This is a genomic window from Sinorhizobium sp. GQ132, from assembly GCF_059758575.1.
The window spans coordinates 25,839-49,112 of sequence record NZ_JCAXDX010000013.1 but is presented as its reverse complement, the minus strand read 5'-3'; the positions used below and the strand labels follow the sequence as shown (position 1 = coordinate 49,112).

Genomic DNA, 23,274 nt, shown 5'->3' with positions numbered 1-23,274 from the left:
CCGGCCTACTGAACACGCTCGTCCCACCAACTCGGCAACTGATAACCGTAAAGCGGTACCGTCGTCGGCCGGCCGATATGCTTCCACCGGGCAATCCATTGCGCATCGAGATGGTAAAGCGGAACAAGATAGGAATTGTTGACGAGGAGCCGGTCGTGCGCACGAACGGCGGCGGTGAAGTCCTCGGGGTTGCGCGCCTGCAGGATGTTGTTGATCAGTTTATCGACGTCCTTGTCGGCGACGCCGGCGAAGTTGTCGCTGCCTTGCCGGTCCCGAGTTTGCGAACTCCAGCGATTGATCTGTTCGAGACCGGGGGAGAGCGACGAGGGAAATGACTTGATGATAACGTCGAAATCGAAGGATTGGCTGCGCAACTGATATTGTGAATCGTCGACGGTGCGAACCCTCGCTGCGATGCCGAGCGGCGCGAGAAACCGCTGATAGGCAAGCGCAACCTTCTCCTGGCCGGCATTCTGGCTCATGATCTCGAAAGCGAGCGGCGTACCCTTGGCGTCGACCATCTTGCCGTCCTTGATGGAGTAGCCCGCTTCGCGAAGAAGCGTCACCGCTTCCCGGAGCACGTTGCGATCGCGACCCGAGCCGTCCGTCACGGGGAGCCGGTAGGTGCCGTCGAGGATCGCCGGATTGATGCGCTCCCTCACGTCCCCCATGAGGTCCAGTTCACGATTGTCAGCCGCCACCCCGAGGAAGGAAAGTGTCGAATTCTGCCAATAACTCTGCGTACGCGTATAGGCGCCGTCGAAGAGATTCTTGTTGACCCATTCGAAGTCGAAAACGAGAGCGAGCCCCTGCCTGAGCTTGATGTTGTCGAACATCGGCCTGCGCGTATTGAAGACGAAGCCGAGCATGCCGGACGGTGTCTTCGGCTTGAACGTTTCCTTGATCACGTCGCCGCTGCGAACGGCGGGAAAATCGTAGGCGCGGGCCCATTTCGTTGCACTGCCCTCGGCGTAGATGTCCACCACACCCTTTTTGAAGGCCTCAAACAGGGTGTTCTCCTGCAGGAAATATTCGACGGAGATCTCATCGTAATTGTCGAGGCCCACCTTCGAGGGCAGATCCTTGGCCCAATAGTCGGGGTTGCGGCGATAGACGATCCGTTCGCCAGGCCTGACTTCCGCGACCCGGTAGGGACCGGAGCCGAGCGGTGGCTCCAGGCTCGTCCGATCGAACGTCTCGACGTCGATCGCATGCTTCGGCAGCACGGGCGAAAGTCCCAGCAACAGCGGAATCTCGCGATCGGCCTCCTCGGTGAAGGTGAAGCGCACGCCACGTTCCCCGACCTTCTCCATCTTCGCAACCTTGGAGAGGCGGTTGCTGAAGGGTGCGCGCCCTTTGTCGCGCAACAATTCGAAGGTGAAGATCACGTCTTCGGCGCTCACCGGCCGGCCGTCGGCCCAGCGCGCCTTGGGATTGAGGTTGAACTGGATGAAGGTGCGGTCATCGTCCCATTCGACGGTTTCGGCGAGCAGGCCGTACATCGTGAATGGCTCGTCCTGCGAGCGCTGCATGAGGGATTCGTAGACCAGGTTGCCAAAGCCCGGGTCCCACATGCCGCGCGCGGTCGTGCGCATGCTCTTCAGAATGAAGGGATTGAGGCTGTCGAACGTGCCGACCACCCCATAGGCGACCTTCCCGCCCTTCTTTACCTGCGGGTTGACGTAAGGGAAGTGCTTGAAATCGGCAGGCAAGGCGGGTTCGCCATGCATGGCGATCGCATGCACGGGCGCGGCCAGAGCGCCATTGGCAAACATGCTGGCTGCCAGGAGCATCACCAGGCCGGAAACAACTGCGCGCAACTTCACCTCCCGTGGGGATTCAACAGGCCGATTCCGCGCAAGGTATCAATGCGGGAGCGCATTTCCAACCGGCGCCGGGTCGGGAAAAGAACAAAGCAGGCTCCTGCCACATCCCTCGCCGGTTCGAAAGGGCCGCTCAAAGCAAATGATTGCACAAAATCGCAACAAACACTGGATAAACCGCACGAGCCAATGTAACAGGTGTTTCCGGAATCGGGGCCATTCAAATGCCTCATTTGGCCAACAGGACAACGGCGGCTGACGATACTCACTCTGCGGAACTCTGTTCCGTGACCGGATTTCAGGAGACGGAATCACAATGATCTTCAAGTCGAACTTCACCACACGCGCGGGATTGGCAGCGCTGGCGCTTTCTTTCGCAGCAGCCGGTGCGCCGAACGTCGCATCCGCGCAGCAGGCGGGAGGCAAGCCGCCGCAGGGTTGGTTCAAGGTCTGCACCAAGCAGGAAGACAACGATGTCTGCATCGTCCAGAACCTGCTCACCGCCAATAACGGCCAGCTGGTGACGGCCGTCGGCCTCATTACCGTCTCCGGCAAGGTCAATCGCAAGGTCATGCAGGTTTCCGTACCGTCCGCGCGCATGATCCCGCCCGGAGTTCAAATGCAGATCGACGGTGGCAAGGGCGTCAAGCTCGACTACGCGATCTGCATGCCCGACAAGTGCGTTGCCGAAGCGCCGCTCTCCGACGCGCTTATCGCGCAGCTGAAGAAGGGCAACGAGGTCGTCTTCACCTCCGTCAACTTCCAGCGCGCTCCGAACCCCATCAAGATGACGCTCGAAGGCTTCACCGGCGTTTTCGACGGCGAACCGATCGAGCAGTCCCAGCTTGAAGAGCGTCAGCGCCTGCTGCAGGAAGAGATGCAGAAGAAGGCGGAAGACGCCCGCAAGAAGCTGGAAGAGGCGCAGAAGGCTGCCAAGCAGCAGTAATCGTCAGCTTCTCTGAACAGGTAAAACGCCCGGCTCGGTTCACACCGAGCCGGGCGTTTTCGTACCTGCTTCTGCCGACGAAGTGCGGCGACTCTGCGTGTTTTCAGCCCGGCGCCGAGCGGATGCGGCAGCTACCCGCACGCACCTTTTGCTCATTCCGCTCTAATGCTGATAGGTGGCCTTCGGCCTGTAGTGTCCGGCGTCGGCCTTTTCGAACAGCGCGTCCACCTGGGGGTGACGGATCGGCCTGTCGCTGTCATCGGAAACGAGGTTCTGTTCCGAAACATAAGCGACGTATTCGCTTTCGTCGTTCTCCGCAAACAGGTGATAGAAGGGCTGGTCCTTTTCGGGCCGGATCTCCTGCGGAATCGCATTCCACCATTCTTCGGTGTTCGCATATTCCGGGTCGACGTCGAAGACGACGCCGCGGAACGGGAACATCCGATGGCGAACCACCTGTCCGATCTCAAACTTGGCGTTTCTTTGTTTCATGACGCAACACATCCTTTCAGACAGTTATCTGGGTTGTCGCATATGGAACATCAAGAGGTCCGGTCCTCCGGTAGCGAGGCTTCCATCGGCGTCGAACTGAAAAGGCGGGCTTCGGATGAAACCCGCCTTCCTCGTTTCATCTTGCATGGACAGAACCTGTGAGGGCCGTCCGCTTCGCCATCAGACGGAATAGTACATGTCGTACTCGACCGGGTGCGGCGTCATTTCGAAGCGCATGACTTCCTGCATCTTCAGTTCGATGAAGGAGTCGATCTGGTCATCGTCGAAAACGCCGCCGGCGGTCAGGAACTTGCGGTCCTTGTCGAGGCTTTCGAGCGCTTCGCGCAAGCTGCCGCAGACGGTCGGGATCTTCTTCAGTTCCTTCGGCGGCAGGTCGTAGAGGTCCTTGTCCATGGCCTTGCCGGGGTGAAGCTTGTTCTTGATGCCGTCGAGACCGGCCATCAGCATGGCGGCAAAGGCGAGGTAGGGGTTCGCGGTCGGATCGGGGAAGCGGACTTCGACGCGCTTCGCCTTCGGGTTGGTGCCGAAGGGGATGCGGCAGGAGGCCGAGCGGTTGCGGGCCGAATAGGCAAGCAGAACCGGTGCTTCATAACCCGGGACGAGGCGCTTGTAGGAGTTCGTCGACGGGTTGGTGAAGGCGTTCAGGGCCTTGGCATGCTTGATGATGCCACCGATGAAGTAGAGGCAGGATTCGGAAAGTCCGGCATATTCGTCGCCGGCAAAGGTAGGCTTGCCGTCCTTCCAGATCGACAGATGCACGTGCATGCCCGAGCCGTTGTCGCCGAAGATCGGCTTCGGCATGAAGGTCGCGGTCTTGCCGTAGGCATTGGCGACCTGGTGCACGACATATTTGTAGATCTGCATCTTGTCGGCGTTGCGCACGAGGGCATCGAACTTGACGCCGAGCTCGTGCTGCGCCGCTGCCACTTCGTGGTGGTGCTTTTCCACCGTCACGCCCATTTCGGACAACACGGTCAGCATTTCGGAGCGCATGTCCTGGCTGCTGTCGACCGGCGGAACCGGGAAATAGCCGCCCTTGACGCGGGGGCGGTGACCGAGGTTGCCGGTCTCGTAGTCCGTGTCGTCATTGGAGGGAAGTTCGGAGCTGTCGAGCTTGAACCCGGTGTTGTACGGATCGGCCTTGTACTTGACGTCGTCGAAGACGAAGAATTCCGCTTCCGGACCTACGAAGACGGTGTCGCCGATGCCGGAAGCCTTGAGGTAGGCTTCTGCCTTCTTGGCCGTGCCGCGCGGATCGCGGTTATAGGCTTCGCCCGAAACCGGATCGAGAATGTCGCAGAAGATGACCATGGTAGACTGGGCGAAGAACGGGTCCATATGCGCCGTTTCCGGATCGGGCATGAGCACCATGTCGGATTCGTTGATAGCTTTCCAGCCGCCGATCGAGGAACCGTCGAACATGACGCCGTCGGCGAACATGTCTTCGTCGACGCAAACGACATCCATCGTCACGTGCTGCAGCTTGCCTTTGGGGTCGGTAAAGCGCAGGTCTACGAATTTGACGTCGTTTTCCTTGATCTGCTTCAGAACTTCATTCGCAGTCGTCATTTGTTGCAATTCCCTGTGTGATGACGAGGATTGGAAAAACGGGGCCGGACGGCCCCCGGATCGGTGAGATCGCCGGACGCGATCAGATGGCGTCGAGACCGGTTTCGCCGGTGCGGATGCGGATCACTTCTTCCACATTGGATACGAAAATCTTGCCGTCGCCGATGCGGCCGGTTTGCGCGGCATTGCGAATGGCTTCGATCACGGCCTCCGCATTTTCATCCGCCAGCACCACTTCGACCTTCACCTTCGGCAGGAAGTCGACGACGTATTCTGCGCCGCGGTAGAGCTCCGTGTGTCCCTTCTGCCGCCCGAAGCCTTTGGCTTCCGTGACGGTGATCCCCTGCAGGCCGACCTCCTGAAGGGCTTCCTTCACTTCGTCGAGCTTGAAAGGCTTAATGATCGCTTCGATCTTTTTCATGAGAAAATGTCTCTCCGCTTCTCCCTTTAAAGCAGGTTCTGCCCGCTTGGCCTCACACTATGCACGTAGCGTGCCACTTTTGTAGCGGAATGACGCGCAGATTGCGAAATTTCCAGTGGTAACGCGATGGGTGCCGATGGGGCAGTGGCTTCTGCAACGGCATTCTGCCTATTTTTTATGAGGTTTTGCGTGTTCGACCCCGTTGTGCGACGAAGGACCGCCGCGTTTCGTGGTCAAAGCATGTTATTTGAGCACTTATAGTGTGCAATTGCATATTTTTTAGTCACATCACTTTCCGTCAACGCTGCTCTTGTCTTGCGCTTTCGGTCGGGCTTAGATCGTTTCCATGCTTCACGCGCTTTCGAATATCCTCGTGACCCCGGCGGAAATGACAGAGGTCGACAAGGATGCCGCTCGCTCGGGGATCGACAGCTTCTCGCTCATGCGTTCGGCGGGAACGGCCGTATCGGCCGCCGCCTTGAGGCTTTACCCGGAAGCATTGCGCTTTGTCGTGCTTTGCGGCCCCGGCAATAACGGCGGCGATGGCTATGTCGCCGCAGCGGCGCTCGCCGAAACCGGCGCAAGCGTCGCCGTCTTCGCGCTTGGGGACGCGGCGATTCTGAAGGGCGACGCCGCGCGGGCGCGCGATGCCTGTGCGCTGGTGGCCGGACCCCTCGACGCCTACGCACCGCAATCGGGCGACGTCGTCATCGACGCACTTTTCGGGGCGGGGCTTGCGCGCGACGTGCCGGAGGAGGCGAGAACGATCATCGAGCAAGTGAATGCGAGCGGAGTACCGGTCCTCGCCGTGGACCTGCCATCCGGCACCGACGGGCGTACGGGCGAAATCCGGGGCTTGAGCTTCGTTGCGGCTCACACGGTGACGTTCATGGCGGCCAAGCCCGGCCATCTGCTGATGCCGGGCCGCGCCCGCTGCGGCACGCTTGAAATCTTCGATATCGGCATTCCTGCAAGGCTCGTTGCGGACAGAGCCGGCGATCTCACCGTCAACACGCCCGCGCTATGGGAGCGACACCTCGGCGCGCTGGATCCCGCGACCCACAAATACAAGCGCGGCCATCTCGCCGTGCTTTGCGGCGGACCGGTTTCGACCGGGGCCGCGCGGCTATCGGCGGCGGCGGGCCTGCGCGCCGGTGCGGGGCTGGTGACGCTTGCTTCTCCCACGGAAGCGCTTGCCGTCAACGCGTCGCACCTCACCGCCATCATGCTCAAGGAAATCAGCAACACTGCCGGCCTTGCCGCCTGGCTCAAGGACAGACGCCTGAATGCCTTCGTTCTCGGACCCGGCTTCGGGATCGGTAAAAAGGCCCGGGATTTCGTGCTCATGCTCTGCGGTCGCGCGCTGGTGCTCGATGCCGACGGGATAAGTTCGTTTCGAGAGGGCAGGGAGCAGCTTTTCGACAGGATCGCGGCAGAGGGTGGCGAGGTGGTGATGACGCCGCACGAAGGGGAGTTCGCCCGGCTCTTCCCGGATATCGCCGAGGATGCGGCGCTGTCCAAGATCGAGAAGGCGCAGGCCGCAGCAAGGCTCAGCCATGCCGTGATCGTCTATAAGGGTGCGGATACGGTCGTTGCCGCGCCGTCCGGCCGGGCCGCTGTCAATGTCAACGCGCCGCCCTGGCTCGCGACGGCAGGTTCGGGCGACGTGCTTGCGGGGATCATCGGCGCCCATCTGGCACAGGGAATGCCTGCCTTCGAGGCGGCAGCGGCCGCAGTCTGGCGCCATGGCGAGGCGGGCGTCGGGGCCGGCCGCGCGGCAACGGCCGAAAGCCTTGTCGAGAGCATAGCGCCGCTTGGAGAGAATGCTTAGAACGCCGAGCGTTCTGCCAGGAGAACACTTCCAGGAAAAGCGTGTAACGTTCCGTCCGGAAGTGCGCACTTTAAAGCGCTAAGGTGTTTTACTACGCCGATGAACAGTGAAACGAACTGCGCTAGCCGCGCGTGCCCTTGGCGATCGGTTCCTGGTAGGTGAAACCGAGGTCCCACGGGAAGTAGATCCAGGTATCCTGGCTGACCTCGGTCACGAAAGTATCGACGAGGGGGCGACCTTTCGGCTTTGCGTAGACCGCGGCGAAATGCGCCTTCGGCAGCATCGCACGAACCTCGGCGGCAGTCTTGCCGGTATCGGTCAGATCGTCGACGATGAGAACGCCTTCGCCCCCATCCTTCGCGATCTCAGGTGAGATGCTCTTGAGCACCTTCATCTGACCCTGCGTGTCGTAGTCGTGATAGGAGGCGATACAGACCGTTTCGATCATCCGGATGTTGAGTTCCCGGCTGACGATAGCCGCCGGAACAAGGCCGCCGCGCGTGATGCAGACCATCGCGCGCCATTCCTGTCCGTTGTCGGCCAACCGCCAGGCCAGGGCGCGGGCGTCACGGTGAAACTGATCCCAGGATACAGGAAAGGCTTTCTCGGGAAGAGACATGGCGGACTCCGGCTCTCTTGCGCTGTCGGCGATAAGCGTTGCTGCAGTTCGACGGCCACGCCGCCGACACTTGTTCATGCCTGATGCAATAGCGGCAATGCAGCCGAAAGTGCAAGAGCCAGTGCGGGCGCGAGCACCGCGATCTGCGATGATTTCGCGGCCGAGGAGTTCAGGGCTGGTTTTTCTCGCGCGAGCTGCCGATCGCCTCGATCATCGCGATCACCCCGGCTTCGGCGGCGCCAAGGACCGCGGCATCGCGGGCCCGGATCACGATATCCGTCGAGAAGCTCTTGCCGTCGAATTTCGGATAGGAGCCGATGCTCGTTTCGGGATGGTTCTTCTGCACCTCGGTCAGCGGCGCTCCGATGTCGCCCTCGCCATAGGGGGAGCGAACCGTACGGGACAGGACGGGCGTGCCGGCCTCGAGGCTCGGTAACAGCGCGTCGAGCATCGCCTGGAAGACCTGGGGCACGCCGGCCATGACATAGACGTTCTCGATGGCGAAGCCGGGCGCGGTCGATACCGGATTGGGAATGTGGGTCGCGCCATCAGGCATGCGGGCCATCCGCTTGCGCGCTTCGGTGAACTCCATGCCGCGGCGCTCGTACATCGCGCCAAGCAGCTCCATTGCCTTCGGCTCGTGAATGCACTCGACCCCGAAGGCCTTCGAAATCGCATCGGCAGTGATGTCGTCATGGGTCGGACCGATGCCGCCGGACGTAAACACGTGGCGGTAGCGGCTGCGCAATGCATTGACCGCCTCCACAATCGCGTCCTGGTCATCGGCGACGATGCGCACCTCGCGCAGATCGATTCCGACCATCGTCAGCATATCGGCAAGGTGGCCGATGTTCTTGTCCTTGGTCCGGCCGGAGAGAAGCTCGTCGCCAATGGCGAGCATGGCGGCGGTGACGATCGTGGGGCTGGTCATTGGCGCTCCGGGCGTATTCGGATCGCGAACGCGATCTCGTCGGTGTTGAAAAAAGCTGAACAGTCTGTCGACCATCCCTGCACTGGCAGTGGTATGTGTTTTGATAAATCCTGCCGGCCGCGGCGATCAAGCGGAATTGCCGGACAACAAGGAGTATCGTTTTGGCTAGAGTACTGGTTCTTTACTATTCGGCCTATGGGCATATCGAGACGATGGCCTATGCGGTCGCGGAAGGTGCAAGATCGGCCGGCGCCGAAGCGGTCGTCAAGCGCGTTCCGGAACTCGTGCCGGAGGACGTGGCGAAGGCTTCGCATTTCAAGCTCGACCAGCCGGCACCGGTCGCGACCGTCGAGGAACTGGCGGATTACGATGCGATCATCTTCGGCGCGGGCACCCGCTACGGGACTGTCGCTTCGCAATTGCGCAACTTTATCGACCAGACCGGCGGCCTCTGGGCAAAAGGCAAGCTCGTCGGGAAGGTGGGCTCCGCGTTCACCTCGTCGGCGACCCAGCACGGCGGCCAGGAATCGACGATTCTCGGCCTCATCCCCACGATGATGCATCACGGCATGGTGGTCGTCGGACTTCCCTATGCCTTCCAGGGTCAGATGGGCATTGAGGAAGTCAAGGGCGGCTCGCCCTATGGCGCCTCGACCATTACCGGCGGCGACGGTTCGCGGCAGCCGTCCGCGGTCGAACTCGAAGCGGCTCGCTTTCAGGGTGCGCATGTCGCGCGGATCGCCGCAAAGCTTGCGGACTGACGATCTCAACATTCTTGCGCGGCTCCCGATCGAGCCGCGCGCTTTTTTTAGCGGGCGATTCGCATCACAACTCGCCCATCGGCGGGGTCGCCGAACATCGGCCGAGAAGCATTCGCAAATGTGGCCCAATGGGGCAATTTTGTGTTAACATCGCAGCATTCGGCATCAGAAATGCCCGACGGCGACGTGCGCTTTTTAGGTAGCCACGGTCGCTACAGCACTTGAATGGCTGCGGCGCTTCTCAAACCGGCTCCGATTCAGGGAAGCATGCGGCAATAAGGAGGAGCATAAGGGGCCCGCGCGGCGCGGCCCGTCGAGGGCAGGGACTGTCCTTGAACATCCATGGGAGTGAAGGATGGTGCAGATCACTTATTTCATCGTTCCACACGATGGAGGCTGGGCCTACAAGGCAGCCGATGCATATTCAGAGCCCTTTCCCAGTCGCGAGATGGCGCTAGCGGCCGCCAAAGCTGCAGCAGCCGAACAGCAGGTCGGTGGCGACGACGAGGAGATCAGCTTCCAGGATGAGAAGGGAAACTGGCATTTCGAGCATGCCGACGGCGGCGATCGACCGGAAGCGACCGTAGAGGATGGCTGACGATGCTGCGTTGGCGGGCAAGTGACGCGGGGCAGTTGTCCTTGGCTATGTGACCGGCACAGCCGGCGACTGAATGGAGAATTTCCATGCATTACAATGTTCAGATCTTTACCTGGACTGCACGCCTGGGCGTTCACCAGGTCGGATCGGTCATCGAAATAGACGCGCCGAACCCCAAGGCGGCGGCGATTTCGCTGTTGGGATTGCGGCTCGAGGAGACTGGCGAGTCGTCAAAGCTGGCGGTCAGGGTGTGGAAGGGAGAGGACGCCACGAGAGCCGACTGCGACTGTTTCTACTATCATTGAGCCGGTCATTGACCGGCTCCTCGCCGCACGGCCGGGATTTCTGTTCAGGCCAATCTCTTTTGTGCGATGGCCTGACTGACGAAGGCTTGCCCGGCTCGCAGAAGAAGTCCCTCATCTGTCGTGCCCGCCTGATATTCCCGGATCAGCATCCTCCCGAACCGTCGAGCCTGCGCGCTCTCGCGGGGCCATCGATGTTCGCGACACAGCATGTCGAACACACGCTGCAGCGTGTCCAGGTCTTCAGGAAGCAAGGCGATGCCGCCGAACGCTTGCAGTGAACGCACGCCCCACCCTCCTAGTCATCATCAGGGATGCCATTGAGCCCTGCATCATCTTGCCATTGACATGCCGCGATTGAACCCCTGGCGAATCAGGGGTTGCGAAATTTCTTGGGCAGACGCCATCCCCGATCCTCGAACGGACCGGCCAGGCCATGAGGAACCTTCAGAAATGTCCGGGGTTGATCTGGCGAGACCGAAAGGAGCTAGCCCATGAGCGATCCCAAACATGACGATCTGACCGACCAGCCGATGCCGTCTCCCACATGGAAACCGGAGCCGAAAGAAATGGACATGGAGCAACAGCCCCTCCCGGACCAGGACGCAGAGTCCGGCACCAAGGAGGCAGCCGAGCCGCCGGCCAGAAGTGGCCAGACCACAAAGAAAGAGAAACCGACCGAAGGCGCAGGATCGGACAATCCGATCCATCACACAGGCCGTGTTCCTCCAAAGGTGACCAAGGGCGAGCTTTGAGCACGTCGAGCGGCTGACGCAGCTGGACTTGCCCGCGCGCTTCAGAAACGATCTAATCGCCTCGACTCACAAGGGCGTTTCATCGGGATCGCTTCGCAACCCGCGTGACTATGCAATCGCGGTTTCATGCATGTCGTTGTGCCTGACCTGGGCGGCGTATGGGAGATTGTAGAGGGATCCATGTTCTACGCGATATTGGCCTATCACGAGGAAGAAGTGGTCGAATCCTGGACCGGGGAGGCAGATGCCAAGCTGATGGACGATCTGCTGCAGGTCAATGATCGCCTCGTCCGGGAGAAGCGATTGGGGCCGGCCGCACGGCTTGGCTCGACCAGGGACGCCGTGACGCTGCGGGGCGAGGGTGCCGGCATGATCATCGACGGCCCCTTTGCCGAAACCAAGGAGCAGTTGCTCGGCCTCTACGTGGTCGATTGCCCGAACCTCGAAGCCGCCGTCGAGACGGCGCGCGAATTGCGCCGCGTCAATCCGACCGCCGTCTACGAGATCCGGCCGATTTCGCTCTATCTGCCCGGTGCCGCGCTCTCGGCCCCCGACGAGAGTCCGGCCTGATTTCGCGCGGCATGGTCGGTAATCGTAGGGAGCGGTTTTCGTCGACCTTCTGCTCACGCTGCGTGCCTCGACCGAAACGGCAAGCTACGCGACGCGCCTCCTGGGGCGTGCCGGTGCGGCGTATATGCGTTCGAAAGCAGGAACTCAGGATTGAGTCAGGTCCCCAACCGCTCTCTTTGGTTCTATATCATACCCCATATGTTCAACGCCGGGCTGCGATGGCAATCTCTACGGGTGTAATGGATGCAACCCGAAGGAGAGGCGTTCATGCCCGAAGTACCACACGAAACACTATCAACGAGCGATGAAGACCGGCGAGAGTTTCTGAAAAATTGCGGTCGTTTCGCCGTTGTGACACCTCCTGCAGTGACAATGTTGCTTTCCACCAGCCTGACGTCAAACGCAATCGCCAAGTCCGGCGGCGGCGGTGGCGGGAAGGTTAAAGGCAACAACGGCTGGGGTAACGGCGCAGATCCAAGGAACCCCGGCAGCTCCCATGGCAAGGGCGTAGCTCGCGGCGGCCGCGGCGCGGGACAATCACAAGAAAGCTCGAAGACCAGCCGAGGTCGGTAAGCCGGCCCATTTACGCTTCGCGATTAAATTGGTGTCGTTTCTTGCGCCGTGCGTCATTTCAGACGCACGGCGCTTTCGCATGATGTGAAATCCTGGCGCGCCCCCTGCGATCTCGCTGGGACTGTCCTGAAAACGCCGTTCGCAAAACATTCCCTTGACTGAATCGACTAAGTATTTGATTTAGGCTGCGGGCGGACGTGGCGAAACTGGTAGACGCAAGGGACTTAAAATCCCTCGGGAAACCGTACGGGTTCGATTCCCGTCGTCCGCACCAGAACCGCCAGATACCCCACCAGCCAAGTGCTCCGCCTTCCGATTCCGGCGTGCTACTGCCTGAGACAGGCAACTCTCAAGAGCCGGAGATCTCGAACGGCTGATCGACGCTTGCGCTCCTGCCGCTGTTGGTGTCGTTGAAGCGGTAGCGCAGCACATAGTTCCCGGATGGCGCCCCGGCGACGTCGATCCTCAGCGTCGCATAGATTTCCTGGTTGCGCTGATAGCCCTTGAAGGTGAAGTCGCCGAACGCCTTCTGGCTGGCGAGCACCTCTCCCTTCGGGTTCAGGATGTCGAAGTCGACCGTGAAGCGTGTCTCGAGCTTGCCCTCGTCGCTTGCTTCCTTCCAGGTAAGTCCCACGGGCTCGACATAGGATATGAGCGTTTCGCCGGCTTCGAATACGGGGTCGGGCCGCGGCTCGTACATTGCAAAGCCCGCCGGTGCTTCTGTGACGAAAACCGCCTTGCCGATGGAGAAGGGAAGGGTCTGCGAAAAGTCGCTCACGGCCTTGCGCAAGGTTTCCTGCGCGCCGGCGGCATCGCCGGAGCTCGCCTGCTGTTCGGCCTTCGCCGCGGCGTCGGCAAGCGGACCCGCCTCTGCCTGCGTGTCGGCAAGCATGACGGTGGCGTTCGTGAGGGCCGCCAGCAGGAGCAGGTATTTCGGCATCGCGCTTTTCCAGAATGCCCGATCGCTCTGAGCTTTCGGTATTTGGCACCCCAAGTCAAGGCAAGGCTGAAGCCGGGCGGCGGCTGTTACTGCTTCCAGAAGATCGGAGTGAGCACGACGAGGACGGTCAGGACCTCCAGACGCCCGAGCAGCATCATCAGCGACAGCAGATAGAGCTCGGGATCCTGGAGTGTCGAGAAATTGCCCGCAGGGCCGATAAGGCTGCCGAGGCCGGGGCCGACATTGGAGAGGCACGTGATGACGGCCGACACGGCCGTGACGAGATCATAGCCAAGGGCGCCCATGACCAGACTGCCGAAGACCCAGAGCAGGATATAGGTGATGAAGAACAGCAGGATGGCGCGCTGCACGTCCGCGTCGACCGTATTCTTCCCGTACCGGACCGCGTAAATCGCATTCGGGTAGACGAGCTTGTTCAGGGCAGACCGAATGGCGTTGAAGAGAACGACGAACCTGTAGGCCTTCATGCCGCCCGCCGTCGAGCCGGAACAACCGCCGATGAAGGTGCATATGAACGCGACCATGACCACGAACGGTCCCCAAAGATTGTAGTCTTCGCTCGCATAGCCCGTGGTCGACAGTATCGACGTGATATTGAAGAAGGCATAGGTAAGCGCCAGGTGGAACTCGACGCCGTTCGCGAGCCGGTGATAGGCGGCAACCGCGACCGAGAATGCCGTGAGATAGCCCAGAAATACGATGATCTGAGGATCGCGAAGCGCGTCCAGCCGTCCGCGCACGACGAGCACGATCAGGATGGAGAAGGGCAGGCTGCAGAGCGTCATGAAGAACGTGCTGACCCAGAGCAGGGGAATGCTGGAAAAGTAGCCGAATGACGCATCGTGAGTCGAAAAGCCGCCCGTGGCGACGGTCGTCATCGCGTGGTTGATCGCGTCGAACCTGTTCATCCCGAGCATGGCGTAGCAGATCGCGCACAGCAGAGTGATCGATACGTACACGACGAGGAAGGCGCGGCCGAAGCTTGCGAGCCGGGCAAAGGGTTTGTCGCTGGTGTCGGAGGATTCCATCTTGAAGAAGGACATGCCGCCGACACGCAGATAGGGAATGATAAACAGGCCGAGAACGACAATGCCTATGCCGCCGAACCAGCTCAGGAGCGACCGCCAGAGCAGGAGGCCGGGCGGTGCGTCATCGAGCCCGACGATTACGGTCGAGCCGGTCGTCGTTACCGCCGACACGGACTCGAACAGGGCCTGGGCGAAATCCAGATTCACCGAGGAAAGCCAGAGTGGAATGGCGCCGACGATCGAAAACACGATCCACAGGACGTTCACCACCAGGAAGCCGAATTTCTTCGAGAAGGGCGGAGGACCTGCGCGTGTCGCCATGAACGTCGTCGACGAGATTGCGCCCGTCATAAAGGCCGTCACGGCGAAGACCTGCCAGTCCGCATGGCCGTAATAGAGATCGACCAGAGCCGGAATCAGCATCGCGCCGGAGAGATAGAGCCCCAGGATCGCCGCGAGATGGACAGCATGCCGGATCAGATTCGCGTTCAAGCTCTTGATTTCCTGCAAGCGGTTTGTCGGTGGGCCGGCGATCGCCCGAAGCGGGCGCGATAGTGCCGTGCGTGACCGATTCGTGTCAAATCGATGGTCTCCGGCGCGGCAATGTGCAATAGCGACTGCCATCGGCAAACTCAACGGGTGAAGTCACGTGATGAAGCAGGATGTTGAAAAAGCGGCAGCGGCAATGCGCGAAATCTTTCCGCCGACGCCGCTTCAGCTCAACGAGCACCTGAGCGCGCGCTATGGGGCGACCGTCTTCCTGAAGCGCGAGGACCTTTCGCCGGTGCGCTCCTACAAGATCCGCGGCGCTTTCAATTTCTTCCGCAAGTCGCTCGGCTCCGGAGCGGCCGGGAAGACCTTCGTTTGCGCGTCCGCAGGCAATCACGCTCAGGGCTTTGCTTTCGTCTGCCGTCACTTCGGCGTTCCCGGCGTCGTCTTCATGCCCGTGACGACGCCCCAGCAGAAGATCGACAAGACGCGCATGTTCGGGGCCGAATTCATCACGATCCGCCTCGTCGGCGATATTTTCGATCAATGTTACAAGGCGGCGCGCGAGCATGTGGAAGCGATCGGCGGCGTCATGGTGCCGCCCTTCGACCATGAGGATATCATCGAAGGCCAGGCCACGGTTGCAGCGGAGATAGCCGAACAATTGCCTGCCGGCCTCGCCGCCGATCTCGTCGTCCTGCCCGTCGGCGGCGGCGGCCTGGCCGCGGGCGTGACCGGCTATTTGGGCGACAGCCTCTCGGCCGATCGCTTTCTGTTCTGTGAACCGGAGGGGGCGCCGAGCTTCAGGCGCAGCCTGGAACTCGGCAGCGTCGTTACGCTCGACCAGGTGGACAATTTCGTCGATGGCGCGGCGGTTGCACGGATCGGCGACCTGAACTTTGCTGCGCTCCGGAGATTTTCGCCGGAGCAGGTGTTGCTGCTGCCGGAGAATGCGATCTGCCTGACGATCACCGAAATGCTGAATGTAGAGGGCGTGGTTCTCGAACCCGCCGGCGCGCTTGCAGTCACCGCACTGGAAGCGCTTGGCCGCGACAGTCTCGAAGGCAAGATCATCGTAGCGGTCGTTTCCGGAGGCAATTTCGACTTCGAGCGCCTGCCGGACGTGAAGGAGCGGGCCATGCGCCATGCGGGGCTCAAGAAATACTTTATCCTGCGGATGGCGCAGCGCCCGGGCGCGCTTCGCGATTTCCTCGGTCTCCTGGGAGAGGAGGACGACATCGCCCGGTTCGAATATCTGAAAAAGTCGGCCCGAAACTTCGGCTCGGTGCTTATCGGTATCGAGACGAAGCACGCCGAGAATTTTCCCGTCCTCAAACAGCGTTTCGATGCAGCGGGGCTGCGCTACCAGGATATCACCGAGAACGAGATGCTGGCCAACTTCGTCATTTGACAAGGCGGCACGTGGCCGGCACCGGGTTCACCAATTTTCGCTTTGACAGGGCCGGCGAGCACAGCTAACTGTGAGACATGGCATCGTTTTTCTCGAAATTATTCGGTCGCTCCGGCGGCTCTGAAACGCAGGCGCAGCCTGCGGCAGGCAAGTCCGAGAACTATGCGGATTGCGTAATCCGCGCGACGCCTCAGCGCGAGGGGTCGCAGTACCGGCTTGCGGGCAGCATCGAAAAATCGATGCCGGACGGTGCAACGAAAGTCCGCAGCTTCATCCGGGCAGATCTCTTCACCTCCGAGCAGGACGCCATCGACTCGGCGCTGCGCAAGGGACGGCAGATCATCGACGAGCAGCGCGCGGCCCTTTTTTCCGACGACGCTCAGTCCCGGCCAGTCTGACGTCCGGTACCTGTGACGAGCACAGGGATCAGGCAATCAAACAAGCCGAGCCGGATGAGGAAAAGCATGTTCTGCTTTCCGCCCGCATCGCGAGTCAAAGCTTGATCCTGAACCGGGCGAAACCGTCGCTGCCGTCGCCTGCATCCTCGATCTTCACCGCCTTGACCTCCGCCAGGAATCGACGCGCCTTCGGGCCGCTATCGAACAGCACGCTCGTGTCCTTCTGCGGCGCAAATGTCCAGTTCGCGTCCGCAGAGGGGTTGATCGTTCCCTGTTCGACGATGTAGCGCACGATGACGTCACGGTTGGTGTCGGGCGCGACGAAGACGACCTTGTCGCCGGTGATGCCCGGAAAATTGCCGCCGCCGCCGGCACGGTAGTTGTTGGTCGCTACGACAAATCTCTGCTTGGGATCTATCGGCTTGCCATCGAATTTCAGGTCGCGGATGCGGCTGGCCGCCGGGTTCGCCACGTTGCCGTCCTTGTCGTATTTCGCAGGCTGCGAGAGGTCGATCTGGTAGGTGACCCCGTCGATCACGTCGAAATTATAGGAAGGGAAGTCGCCATTGATCAGGCTTGCATCGGCTGATCCCGGCGCAATCCGGTTGAAGATCCCGGCGGACATTTCGAGCCAGTTGCGCACCTCGTCGCCGGTAATGACGACCGCCTGCACCGTATTCGGATAGAGGTAGAGGTCGGCAACGTTCTTGATGGCGATGTCGCCCGCTGGAACGTCCGTATAGTACTCGGCGCCGCCGCGCCCGCCGGCCTTGAACGGCGCCGCGGCGGAGAGGACCGGCAGGTCGCGGTGCTCGGTGTCCTTGAGCATGTCGCGGATATACCAGGTCTGGGCCTGGCTCACGATCTGCACCGACGGATCGTCCGCGACGAGCGCGAAATAAGAGTAGAGCGGTGCCGAGGTTTTGCCGACGGGGGTGCGGACATAGGCGAGCGTCGCTTCGTGGTCCTTCTGCGCGGCTGCCAGCACTTCCGGCTTGTCACCGACCTCGGCGATCACCTTCTTTTCTTCCCGGCGAAAGATGGGCCGCGCCTCGCTTGTCGAACCGATCACACGCCACTCCCCCCCGTCGCGTTCGAGCAGGAGATCGATGAGGCCGAGATGCGATCCCCAGAAGCCGCCCATGACGCCGGGCTTTCCGGAAATCAACCCTTTGGCATTGTCGACGCCCGGAGTTCCGTCGAACTTGGGTCCCGGAAAATCGAGGTGGCTGTGGCCGGTGACGATGGCGTCGATACCTTCGATTGCCGCCAGCGGTACGGACGCGTTTTCGAGATTTTCGGCATAGGCCTGCTGCCCTATGCCGGAATGGGACAGAGCGATGACGATGTCGGCACCTTCCTCGCGCATCTGCGGCACCCAGGCTTGCGCGGCCTTGACGATGTCGCGCGCATTCGCCTTGCCTTCCAGGTTCTTGGCGTCCCAGGTCATGATCTGCGGCGGCACGAACCCGATGAGGCCGATGCGGATCGGATGTTCCTGACCGGCCCCGTCCTTAACTTTCCGATCGAGGATCACATAGGGCTTCAGGAAGAGCTTGTCCTGGCGCGGGGCGGCGGCCATGGCGCCATTGGTCAGATTGGCGCAGACGACCGGAAAGTTTGCGCCGTTGATCACATTGAACATGAAGTCCAGGCCGTAATTGAACTCGTGATTGCCCAGCGTGCCGCAGTCGTAGCCGAGTACGTTCATCGCGGCGATGACCGGATGCATGTCGCCTTCCTTCATGCCGCGCTTGTAGGCGATGTAATCGCCCATCGGATTTCCCTGAAGAAAATCGCCATTGTCGACGAGGATCGCGTTCGTCGCCTCGGCGCGGATGGCGTCGACGATCACAGCGGTGCGCGCCAGGCCGAGCGTATCGTTCGGCTTGTCGGCATAGTAATCGTAGGGAAAGACATGGACGTGCAGGTCCGTGGTTTCCATGATCCTGAGATGCGCCTGGTTTGCAGCCGCGCGGGTCGCGAAGGGATGCAGCACGACACATGCCGACGTGGCGGCAAGACCGCCGAGCAGGGTCCGGCGCGAAATGGGATGCAAAACGGTCATCGATGATCTCCCCTCGAAAGCGCGTTCAGATAAGCGTAACTATGGCGGAATGGCCGGGCTACGCAAAGCGGCTGATTTTTGCAGACGGGGTTGCCGCCGCGTCTCGGCGGATCACGGTCTCAGATGCCGACATTGGGGCGGTCGATGACCTCGCGCAGCGAAAAACTCGAATTGATCTTTACCACATGCGGCAGCGCCGAAAGCCAGTCGCGATGGATGCGTTCATAGTCCTCCAGATCCTTCGCTGCCACGCGCAGGATATAGTCGTATTCCCCGGACATCAGGTAACAAACGAGCACATTGGGGCAGAGCTTCACCGCGGCTTCGAACTCCGCAAGCGTCTTGGCGAACTGCCCGGAGAGCGAAATATGCACGATGACCATGATCTTGTAGTCGAGCGCCTTGTGGGCGATGCGCGCATGGTAACCGGCGATCGTCCCGGACTTTTCGAGAATATCGACCCGCCGCGAACAGGCGGACGGCGAGAGGCCGACCCTCCCTGCGAGGTCGGCGTTCGAGATTCGGCCATCCTGCTGCAGAATGCGCAGAATCGAACGATCGATAGCATCCAAGCCAGCCATTCGCATCTTCTTTCGAATAGTCGCTGTTTTGCGCAATAACTCCCGAAAGCAATGCATGGATGAGCTCGTCTTTGCAAGGACATTCGGAATGCCATCTGCTTTGCTGGACCCCTCATCAGCGCGGCAAAAGCCCACAGATAGGAGAGGAACGCAAAGATGCGTGTCGGTTGCCCGAAGGAAATCAAAAACCATGAATACCGTGTCGGCCTTACGCCCGGATCAGTACGGGAATATGCAGCCCACGGCCACGAGGTTATCGTGGAAACAAAGGCCGGGGCAGGGATCGGGGCGGATGACGACTCCTATCGCGCAGCCGGTGCGAGGATCGTACCGACAGCCAGGGAAGTCTTCGAAAAGGCGGATATGATCGTCAAGGTCAAGGAGCCGCAGCCCTCCGAATGGGCGCAACTGCGCGAAGGCCAGATTCTCTATACCTATCTTCATCTCGCACCGGACCCGGAACAGACCCAGGGGCTTCTCAAGTCCGGCGTCACGGCGGTCGCCTACGAGACCGTGACGGATGAGCGCGGCGGGTTGCCGCTGCTTGCGCCGATGTCCGAGGTCGCGGGACGGCTGGCGATCCAGGCGGGCGCGACCTCGCTCCAGAAGGCAAATGGAGGCCGCGGAATCCTGCTCGGCGGCGTACCGGGCGTTCTTCCGGCCAAGGTCGCGATCATCGGTGGCGGCGTCGTCGGCCTGCATGCGGCCAAGATGGCTGCGGGTCTCGGGGCCGACGTTTCGATCCTGGACCGGTCCCTGCCGCGTCTGCGCCAACTCGACGATATCTTCAACGGCCGTGTCCATACGCGCTACTCGACGATCGATGCCTTGGAAGAGGAAGTCTTCTCCGCCGACATGGTCATCGGAGCCGTGCTCATTCCCGGCGCTGCTGCGCCGAAGCTCGTCACGCGCGAAATGCTGTCCGCCATGAAAAAAGGCGCTGTCATCGTCGATGTCGCGATCGACCAGGGCGGCTGCTTCGAGACGTCGCATGCGACGACGCACTCCGAACCAACCTATGAGGTCGACGGCATCGTGCACTACTGCGTCGCGAACATGCCGGGGGCCGTGCCGATCACGTCGGCGCACGCCCTCAACAATGCGACGCTCCAATACGGACTTCAGCTCGCCGACCGCGGCCTCAAGGCGATCGCCGAGGACCGGCATCTGCGCGCCGGCCTGAATGTCCACCGAGGCCGCGTAACCAACGCGGCCGTGGCCGAAGCGCTCGGCTACGACGCCCACGCTCCCGAGGCCGTCCTTCACGTCGCCTGACACGCTGAACCGCCCGGCGCCGTCGAGCGCCGGGCTCCCACTCAGGCCGCTTCGATGCGGCACTGGTAGCAGTTGTATTTTCCCGAGCGAACATGCACGAAGGCGACGTCCGGCCGTGCCAGCAATTCCTCGGCCCGCTGCTCGAGGTACTCGGCATCGACGGCCCCGCCGGTACCGTAGACGATGCGCTCATCACTCCCGTAGCCACGCAGAAGATAGCTCTTGCTGGACGCGAGAATCGGCGGCACGGAGGCTCCGTCGTGAACCGCGCAATTTTCGGCATGCATGAAGATCGGTCCCGTTTCGGCATAGGCCTGAACCGACGAAAACGGCCGGTAGGCCAGAACGAGATACGGCTGGCCTTCATCAACATCACGAAGACAGTGCCGGCACGGCACGCCGTCGCCGTCCGAAATGCGCCGCTCGGGCCGGTGGCCATAGGCATCCCGCCCGCCTTGCCTTAGCCGCTCCGCCTCCTCGACGGGCATTGCAACGTAATTGAGTTTCATGGCGCTTCTCCCGATTGGCCGAATTCAGGAGAAAGATGCGCACTGGCGTCAGGGAACGACACCCGATACTTGCCGAACTTAGATCTAAGATTCTGAAGCCGTTCAGAGCTTCTTCGCGAAGGTGAGAAGTTCCTCGTCGCTCAGCGGCTCGACCACCGTCTCCCGCGTCGCGACCGGAGAAAAGCCGAACTGCTGGTAAAGCTGCAGCGCCCGGGGATGATCGAGATTGTTCGTCGTGACCGTGACCTTGCGCGGGTTCATGGCCCAGGCCGCAAACAATGTCTGCAGCAAGAACCACTTACCGAGTCCCAGGCCGAGCGCGTGCTCCATGAGCCCGAAATGGGTGAGGTCGATGACGTCATCGTCGAGTTGCCGGAATTCGAAGAAACCGGCCGGCGCACCGTCCACATAGAGGACCATGACCGTCGTTCGCTTGTCGTGGAGGATAGCCGCCAGATCGTCGTCGCTCATGCGCAGGCGCTCCGCCCAGTGCCAGCGCTTTCCGACACGCAGATAGAGAAAGCGGTAATAGGCGAGGGGAATATCCGAAACGCGCAGGATCGCCGTATGGATGTTGATCGGCATCGGCAGACTTTGCTTCGGCGGCGACGTCATTTCGAGTTCGGTCACGTGCGCCGTGATCGCGGCAGGCTTTGACCTTGGCATGGCTCTCACTCTTTACCGATTGCAACCGGAGTATCCGGCCGGCTACCCCATTCCGACCAGGAGCCATCATAAAGCGTATTGTCCTCATGTCCCAAGGATTGAAGCGCAAGCGTGATGATGGCGGCGGTAATGCCGGAGCCGCAGCTCGTGACGACCGGCTTCGTCAGATCGATGCCGGCATCCGCGAAAGTCCGGCGCAGCGCATCGAGATCCTTGAACCTGCCCTTTTCGGAGAATACGCCCGAAGGCAGGCTCCTTGCGCCCGGCATATGGCCCGACCGCATGCCTGCCCGCGGTTCCGGTTCCTCTCCGGCAAAGCGCCCGGCGCTGCGCGCATCGGCAATCTGCGAGAGCCGGTGCTCGACCACATCTCTCATGCGCTCGAACGAGGTGACCGCGTTCGGGTTGAAGACTGCGTTGAAAACCTGCGGGCTGAATTTCGGGACCTCGGTCGTCGTCGGCCGGCCGTCCGCTTTCCAGCCGTCCATTCCGCCATCGAGAACGAAGACGTTTTTGGCGCCCATGATTCGGAACATCCACCAGACTCTCGGAGCGGTGAAAATCCCCGGGCCGTCGTAGACGACGATCGTGTCGTTCTCGCTGATTCCCATTGCGCCCACGGCGTCGGCGAATGCCACGGGAGAGGGCAGGGTGTGCGGCAGCGCGCTCGACCGATCGGCGATCGCGTCCTGATCGAAGAAGACCGCACCGGGAATGTGCGCGGCGGCGTATTCGGCTTGCCCGTCGCGGTTCTGCGCCGGCAGATACCAGGAGGCATCGATTATCTTGACCGACGGATCATCGAGGCGCTGTTCAAGCCAATCCGCAGAAACGACAAAGCGGCTCTTGTTTTCGTTATCACCATTCATCGTCGTCACTCCACTGGCTTTCTCATGTGAAAGAACAATTTCCCTGCCCGCACTAAACTGCAACCCCATCTTCGGGCGTCGCGAAGCGTATACGGAAACGCCTGTTTTCCTTGCCCTTCTTCTCGATCTTGGCAATGTGGATCGCACCCACTTCCTGCGTCTCGGAAACATGCGTTCCGCCGCAGGGCTGGCTGTCGATCGATGAATTCTCGCCGATGCAGACGAGACTGACCCGGCCAAGCCCCATCGGCGGGCGGACGTTCTTCGACTTGACAATGCCCGGATTGGCGGCCAGCTCCTCGTCGGTGATCCACTGCACGTAGACCGGATGGTTCTCTTCGACGAGTTTCATCAGCGCTGCCGTGACCTCGTCCTTGTCGATCGTTTCGCTCATGTCGAAGTCTACGCGGCTTTCCTCCTCTCCCACGGCTGCGCCGGTGATCGGGAAGGGGCAGACGACCGACAGCAGGTGGCAGGCCGTGTGCATGCGCATCAGCCGGTAGCGGCGCGGCCAGTCGATGTGCAGCACGAGCTTCTCGCCGACCGCCGGCGTGGGCGCGCCGCCGACAGGCATGTGAGCGATGACGTCCTTGGTCGCGCCATGCCGGGTTTCGACGATGTCGATGCGGCTGCCGTCTTCGCGCTCGAGGAAACCCGTGTCTCCCGGTTGCCCGCCGGATGTCGCATAAAAGCAGGTCTGATCCAGCTGGATGCCGCCGCCTTCCAGGATTGCCGTCACACGTGCTTCGCAGGTCGAGAGGTAAAAATCGTCTCGGAAGAGGGCGGTGACGGTTCCGGTCATGGCAA

26 protein-coding genes and 1 tRNA gene are annotated in these 23,274 nt (G+C 61.2%); 12 read left to right on the top strand and 15 right to left on the bottom strand.

Translation table 11 applies throughout. From position 1 onward, the window contains the following. Window positions 1–5: 5 nt before the first annotated feature. On the bottom strand, window positions 6–1,820 hold the full coding sequence (locus AC6CIG_RS25095) for an extracellular solute-binding protein (RefSeq protein WP_018094966.1): 1,815 nt from the start codon (window positions 1,818–1,820) through the stop codon (window positions 6–8). A gap of 319 nt (window positions 1,821–2,139) precedes the next feature. On the opposite strand from AC6CIG_RS25095, the gene AC6CIG_RS25090 reads away from it, so the two are divergent. Further along, a complete protein-coding gene (locus AC6CIG_RS25090; protein WP_100674227.1) occupies window positions 2,140–2,769 on the top strand; it encodes an invasion associated locus B family protein in 630 nt (209 codons plus the stop codon). Window positions 2,770–2,931: 162 nt separating this feature from the next. On the opposite strand, the gene hspQ is transcribed toward AC6CIG_RS25090, so the two are convergent. The 3 genes from hspQ to AC6CIG_RS25075 form a co-directional block, all read right to left on the bottom strand. Beyond that, window positions 2,932–3,261: a heat shock protein HspQ gene (gene hspQ / locus AC6CIG_RS25085; RefSeq protein WP_437407709.1), complete on the bottom strand. Its 330-nt coding sequence runs from the start codon at window positions 3,259–3,261 to the stop codon at window positions 2,932–2,934. A 180-nt stretch (window positions 3,262–3,441) separates the two neighbouring features. Further along, window positions 3,442–4,851: a type I glutamate--ammonia ligase gene (glnA, locus tag AC6CIG_RS25080; protein ID WP_100674228.1), complete on the bottom strand. Its 1,410-nt coding sequence runs from the start codon at window positions 4,849–4,851 to the stop codon at window positions 3,442–3,444. Window positions 4,852–4,933: 82 nt separating this feature from the next. Continuing rightward, window positions 4,934–5,272 carry a P-II family nitrogen regulator gene (locus AC6CIG_RS25075; RefSeq protein WP_003528058.1) on the bottom strand — a complete coding sequence of 113 codons (339 nt, stop codon included), beginning with the start codon at window positions 5,270–5,272 and terminating at the stop codon, window positions 4,934–4,936. A 346-nt stretch (window positions 5,273–5,618) separates the two neighbouring features. On the opposite strand from AC6CIG_RS25075, the gene AC6CIG_RS25070 reads away from it, so the two are divergent. Beyond that, window positions 5,619–7,103: an NAD(P)H-hydrate dehydratase gene (locus AC6CIG_RS25070; protein ID WP_437407710.1), complete on the top strand. Its 1,485-nt coding sequence runs from the start codon at window positions 5,619–5,621 to the stop codon at window positions 7,101–7,103. 121 nt (window positions 7,104–7,224) lie between these two features. Here the strand turns inward: AC6CIG_RS25070 and gpt are convergent, their stop codons facing one another. Both gpt and AC6CIG_RS25060 read right to left on the bottom strand, forming a co-directional pair. After that, window positions 7,225–7,722 (bottom strand): xanthine phosphoribosyltransferase, encoded by a 498-nt coding sequence (gene gpt, locus AC6CIG_RS25065; protein ID WP_015007526.1) that lies wholly within the window; start codon window positions 7,720–7,722, stop codon window positions 7,225–7,227. Window positions 7,723–7,891: 169 nt separating this feature from the next. Continuing rightward, complete coding sequence (locus AC6CIG_RS25060) at window positions 7,892–8,653, bottom strand: competence/damage-inducible protein A (RefSeq protein ID WP_018094962.1); 762 nt, start codon at window positions 8,651–8,653, stop codon at window positions 7,892–7,894. Between the two features lie 161 nt (window positions 8,654–8,814). Between AC6CIG_RS25060 and wrbA the strand changes: the two genes are divergently transcribed. From wrbA to AC6CIG_RS25045, 3 genes are all read left to right on the top strand, one after another. Continuing rightward, window positions 8,815–9,414, top strand: a complete 600-nt coding sequence (wrbA, locus tag AC6CIG_RS25055; RefSeq protein WP_127709915.1) for an NAD(P)H:quinone oxidoreductase type IV — start codon at window positions 8,815–8,817, stop codon at window positions 9,412–9,414. A gap of 355 nt (window positions 9,415–9,769) precedes the next feature. Beyond that, window positions 9,770–10,012: a DUF2188 domain-containing protein gene (locus AC6CIG_RS25050; RefSeq protein ID WP_003528075.1), complete on the top strand. Its 243-nt coding sequence runs from the start codon at window positions 9,770–9,772 to the stop codon at window positions 10,010–10,012. Window positions 10,013–10,098: 86 nt separating this feature from the next. After that, window positions 10,099–10,317: a hypothetical protein gene (locus AC6CIG_RS25045; RefSeq protein ID WP_018094960.1), complete on the top strand. Its 219-nt coding sequence runs from the start codon at window positions 10,099–10,101 to the stop codon at window positions 10,315–10,317. Window positions 10,318–10,361: 44 nt separating this feature from the next. Here the strand turns inward: AC6CIG_RS25045 and AC6CIG_RS25040 are convergent, their stop codons facing one another. Next, complete coding sequence (locus AC6CIG_RS25040; RefSeq protein WP_018094959.1) at window positions 10,362–10,601, bottom strand: hypothetical protein; 240 nt, start codon at window positions 10,599–10,601, stop codon at window positions 10,362–10,364. 207 nt (window positions 10,602–10,808) lie between these two features. Here AC6CIG_RS25040 and AC6CIG_RS25035 point away from each other — a divergent pair, with 207 nt between their 5' ends. From AC6CIG_RS25035 to AC6CIG_RS25020, 4 genes are all read left to right on the top strand, one after another. Next, window positions 10,809–11,069: a hypothetical protein gene (locus AC6CIG_RS25035; protein WP_437407711.1), complete on the top strand. Its 261-nt coding sequence runs from the start codon at window positions 10,809–10,811 to the stop codon at window positions 11,067–11,069. A gap of 180 nt (window positions 11,070–11,249) precedes the next feature. Then, a complete protein-coding gene (locus tag AC6CIG_RS25030) occupies window positions 11,250–11,639 on the top strand; it encodes a YciI family protein (protein ID WP_437407712.1) in 390 nt (129 codons plus the stop codon). 267 nt (window positions 11,640–11,906) lie between these two features. Further along, window positions 11,907–12,212 (top strand): hypothetical protein, encoded by a 306-nt coding sequence (locus AC6CIG_RS25025; protein WP_437407713.1) that lies wholly within the window; start codon window positions 11,907–11,909, stop codon window positions 12,210–12,212. Between the two features lie 191 nt (window positions 12,213–12,403). Continuing rightward, window positions 12,404–12,486, top strand: a tRNA-Leu gene (locus AC6CIG_RS25020). Window positions 12,487–12,561: 75 nt separating this feature from the next. Here AC6CIG_RS25020 and AC6CIG_RS25015 read toward each other — a convergent pair. Together AC6CIG_RS25015 and AC6CIG_RS25010 are read right to left on the bottom strand one after the other, a co-directional pair. Further along, window positions 12,562–13,152 (bottom strand): hypothetical protein, encoded by a 591-nt coding sequence (locus tag AC6CIG_RS25015; protein WP_018094943.1) that lies wholly within the window; start codon window positions 13,150–13,152, stop codon window positions 12,562–12,564. A gap of 86 nt (window positions 13,153–13,238) precedes the next feature. Further along, a complete protein-coding gene (locus AC6CIG_RS25010) occupies window positions 13,239–14,693 on the bottom strand; it encodes a TrkH family potassium uptake protein (protein WP_026168590.1) in 1,455 nt (484 codons plus the stop codon). A gap of 160 nt (window positions 14,694–14,853) precedes the next feature. Between AC6CIG_RS25010 and ilvA the strand changes: the two genes are divergently transcribed. Continuing rightward, the gene (gene ilvA, locus AC6CIG_RS25005; protein ID WP_437407714.1) at window positions 14,854–16,101 is read left to right on the top strand and encodes a threonine ammonia-lyase; all 1,248 of its coding nucleotides are present in this window, start codon (window positions 14,854–14,856) and stop codon (window positions 16,099–16,101) included. A gap of 77 nt (window positions 16,102–16,178) precedes the next feature. Next, entirely contained in the window at window positions 16,179–16,499 is a 321-nt protein-coding gene (locus tag AC6CIG_RS25000; protein ID WP_018094940.1) for an HlyU family transcriptional regulator, read from the top strand. Window positions 16,500–16,593: 94 nt separating this feature from the next. Here the strand turns inward: AC6CIG_RS25000 and AC6CIG_RS24995 are convergent, their stop codons facing one another. Together AC6CIG_RS24995 and AC6CIG_RS24990 are read right to left on the bottom strand one after the other, a co-directional pair. Beyond that, window positions 16,594–18,567 (bottom strand): bifunctional 2',3'-cyclic-nucleotide 2'-phosphodiesterase/3'-nucleotidase, encoded by a 1,974-nt coding sequence (locus AC6CIG_RS24995; RefSeq protein WP_437407715.1) that lies wholly within the window; start codon window positions 18,565–18,567, stop codon window positions 16,594–16,596. 119 nt (window positions 18,568–18,686) lie between these two features. Next, window positions 18,687–19,148: an Lrp/AsnC family transcriptional regulator gene (locus AC6CIG_RS24990; protein WP_018094938.1), complete on the bottom strand. Its 462-nt coding sequence runs from the start codon at window positions 19,146–19,148 to the stop codon at window positions 18,687–18,689. 156 nt (window positions 19,149–19,304) lie between these two features. Here AC6CIG_RS24990 and ald point away from each other — a divergent pair, with 156 nt between their 5' ends. Next, entirely contained in the window at window positions 19,305–20,423 is a 1,119-nt protein-coding gene (ald, locus tag AC6CIG_RS24985; RefSeq protein WP_018094937.1) for an alanine dehydrogenase, read from the top strand. 41 nt (window positions 20,424–20,464) lie between these two features. Here the strand turns inward: ald and AC6CIG_RS24980 are convergent, their stop codons facing one another. From AC6CIG_RS24980 to AC6CIG_RS24965, 4 genes are all read right to left on the bottom strand, one after another. Then, window positions 20,465–20,932 (bottom strand): DUF1203 domain-containing protein, encoded by a 468-nt coding sequence (locus tag AC6CIG_RS24980; protein WP_437407716.1) that lies wholly within the window; start codon window positions 20,930–20,932, stop codon window positions 20,465–20,467. Window positions 20,933–21,034: 102 nt separating this feature from the next. Next, a complete protein-coding gene (locus AC6CIG_RS24975; protein ID WP_018094935.1) occupies window positions 21,035–21,598 on the bottom strand; it encodes a GNAT family N-acetyltransferase in 564 nt (187 codons plus the stop codon). Between the two features lie 5 nt (window positions 21,599–21,603). After that, window positions 21,604–22,467 carry a 3-mercaptopyruvate sulfurtransferase gene (gene sseA / locus AC6CIG_RS24970; RefSeq protein ID WP_018094934.1) on the bottom strand — a complete coding sequence of 288 codons (864 nt, stop codon included), beginning with the start codon at window positions 22,465–22,467 and terminating at the stop codon, window positions 21,604–21,606. A gap of 52 nt (window positions 22,468–22,519) precedes the next feature. Then, a complete protein-coding gene (locus tag AC6CIG_RS24965; protein ID WP_018094933.1) occupies window positions 22,520–23,269 on the bottom strand; it encodes an alanyl-tRNA editing protein in 750 nt (249 codons plus the stop codon). Between the last annotated feature and the right edge of the window lie 5 nt (window positions 23,270–23,274).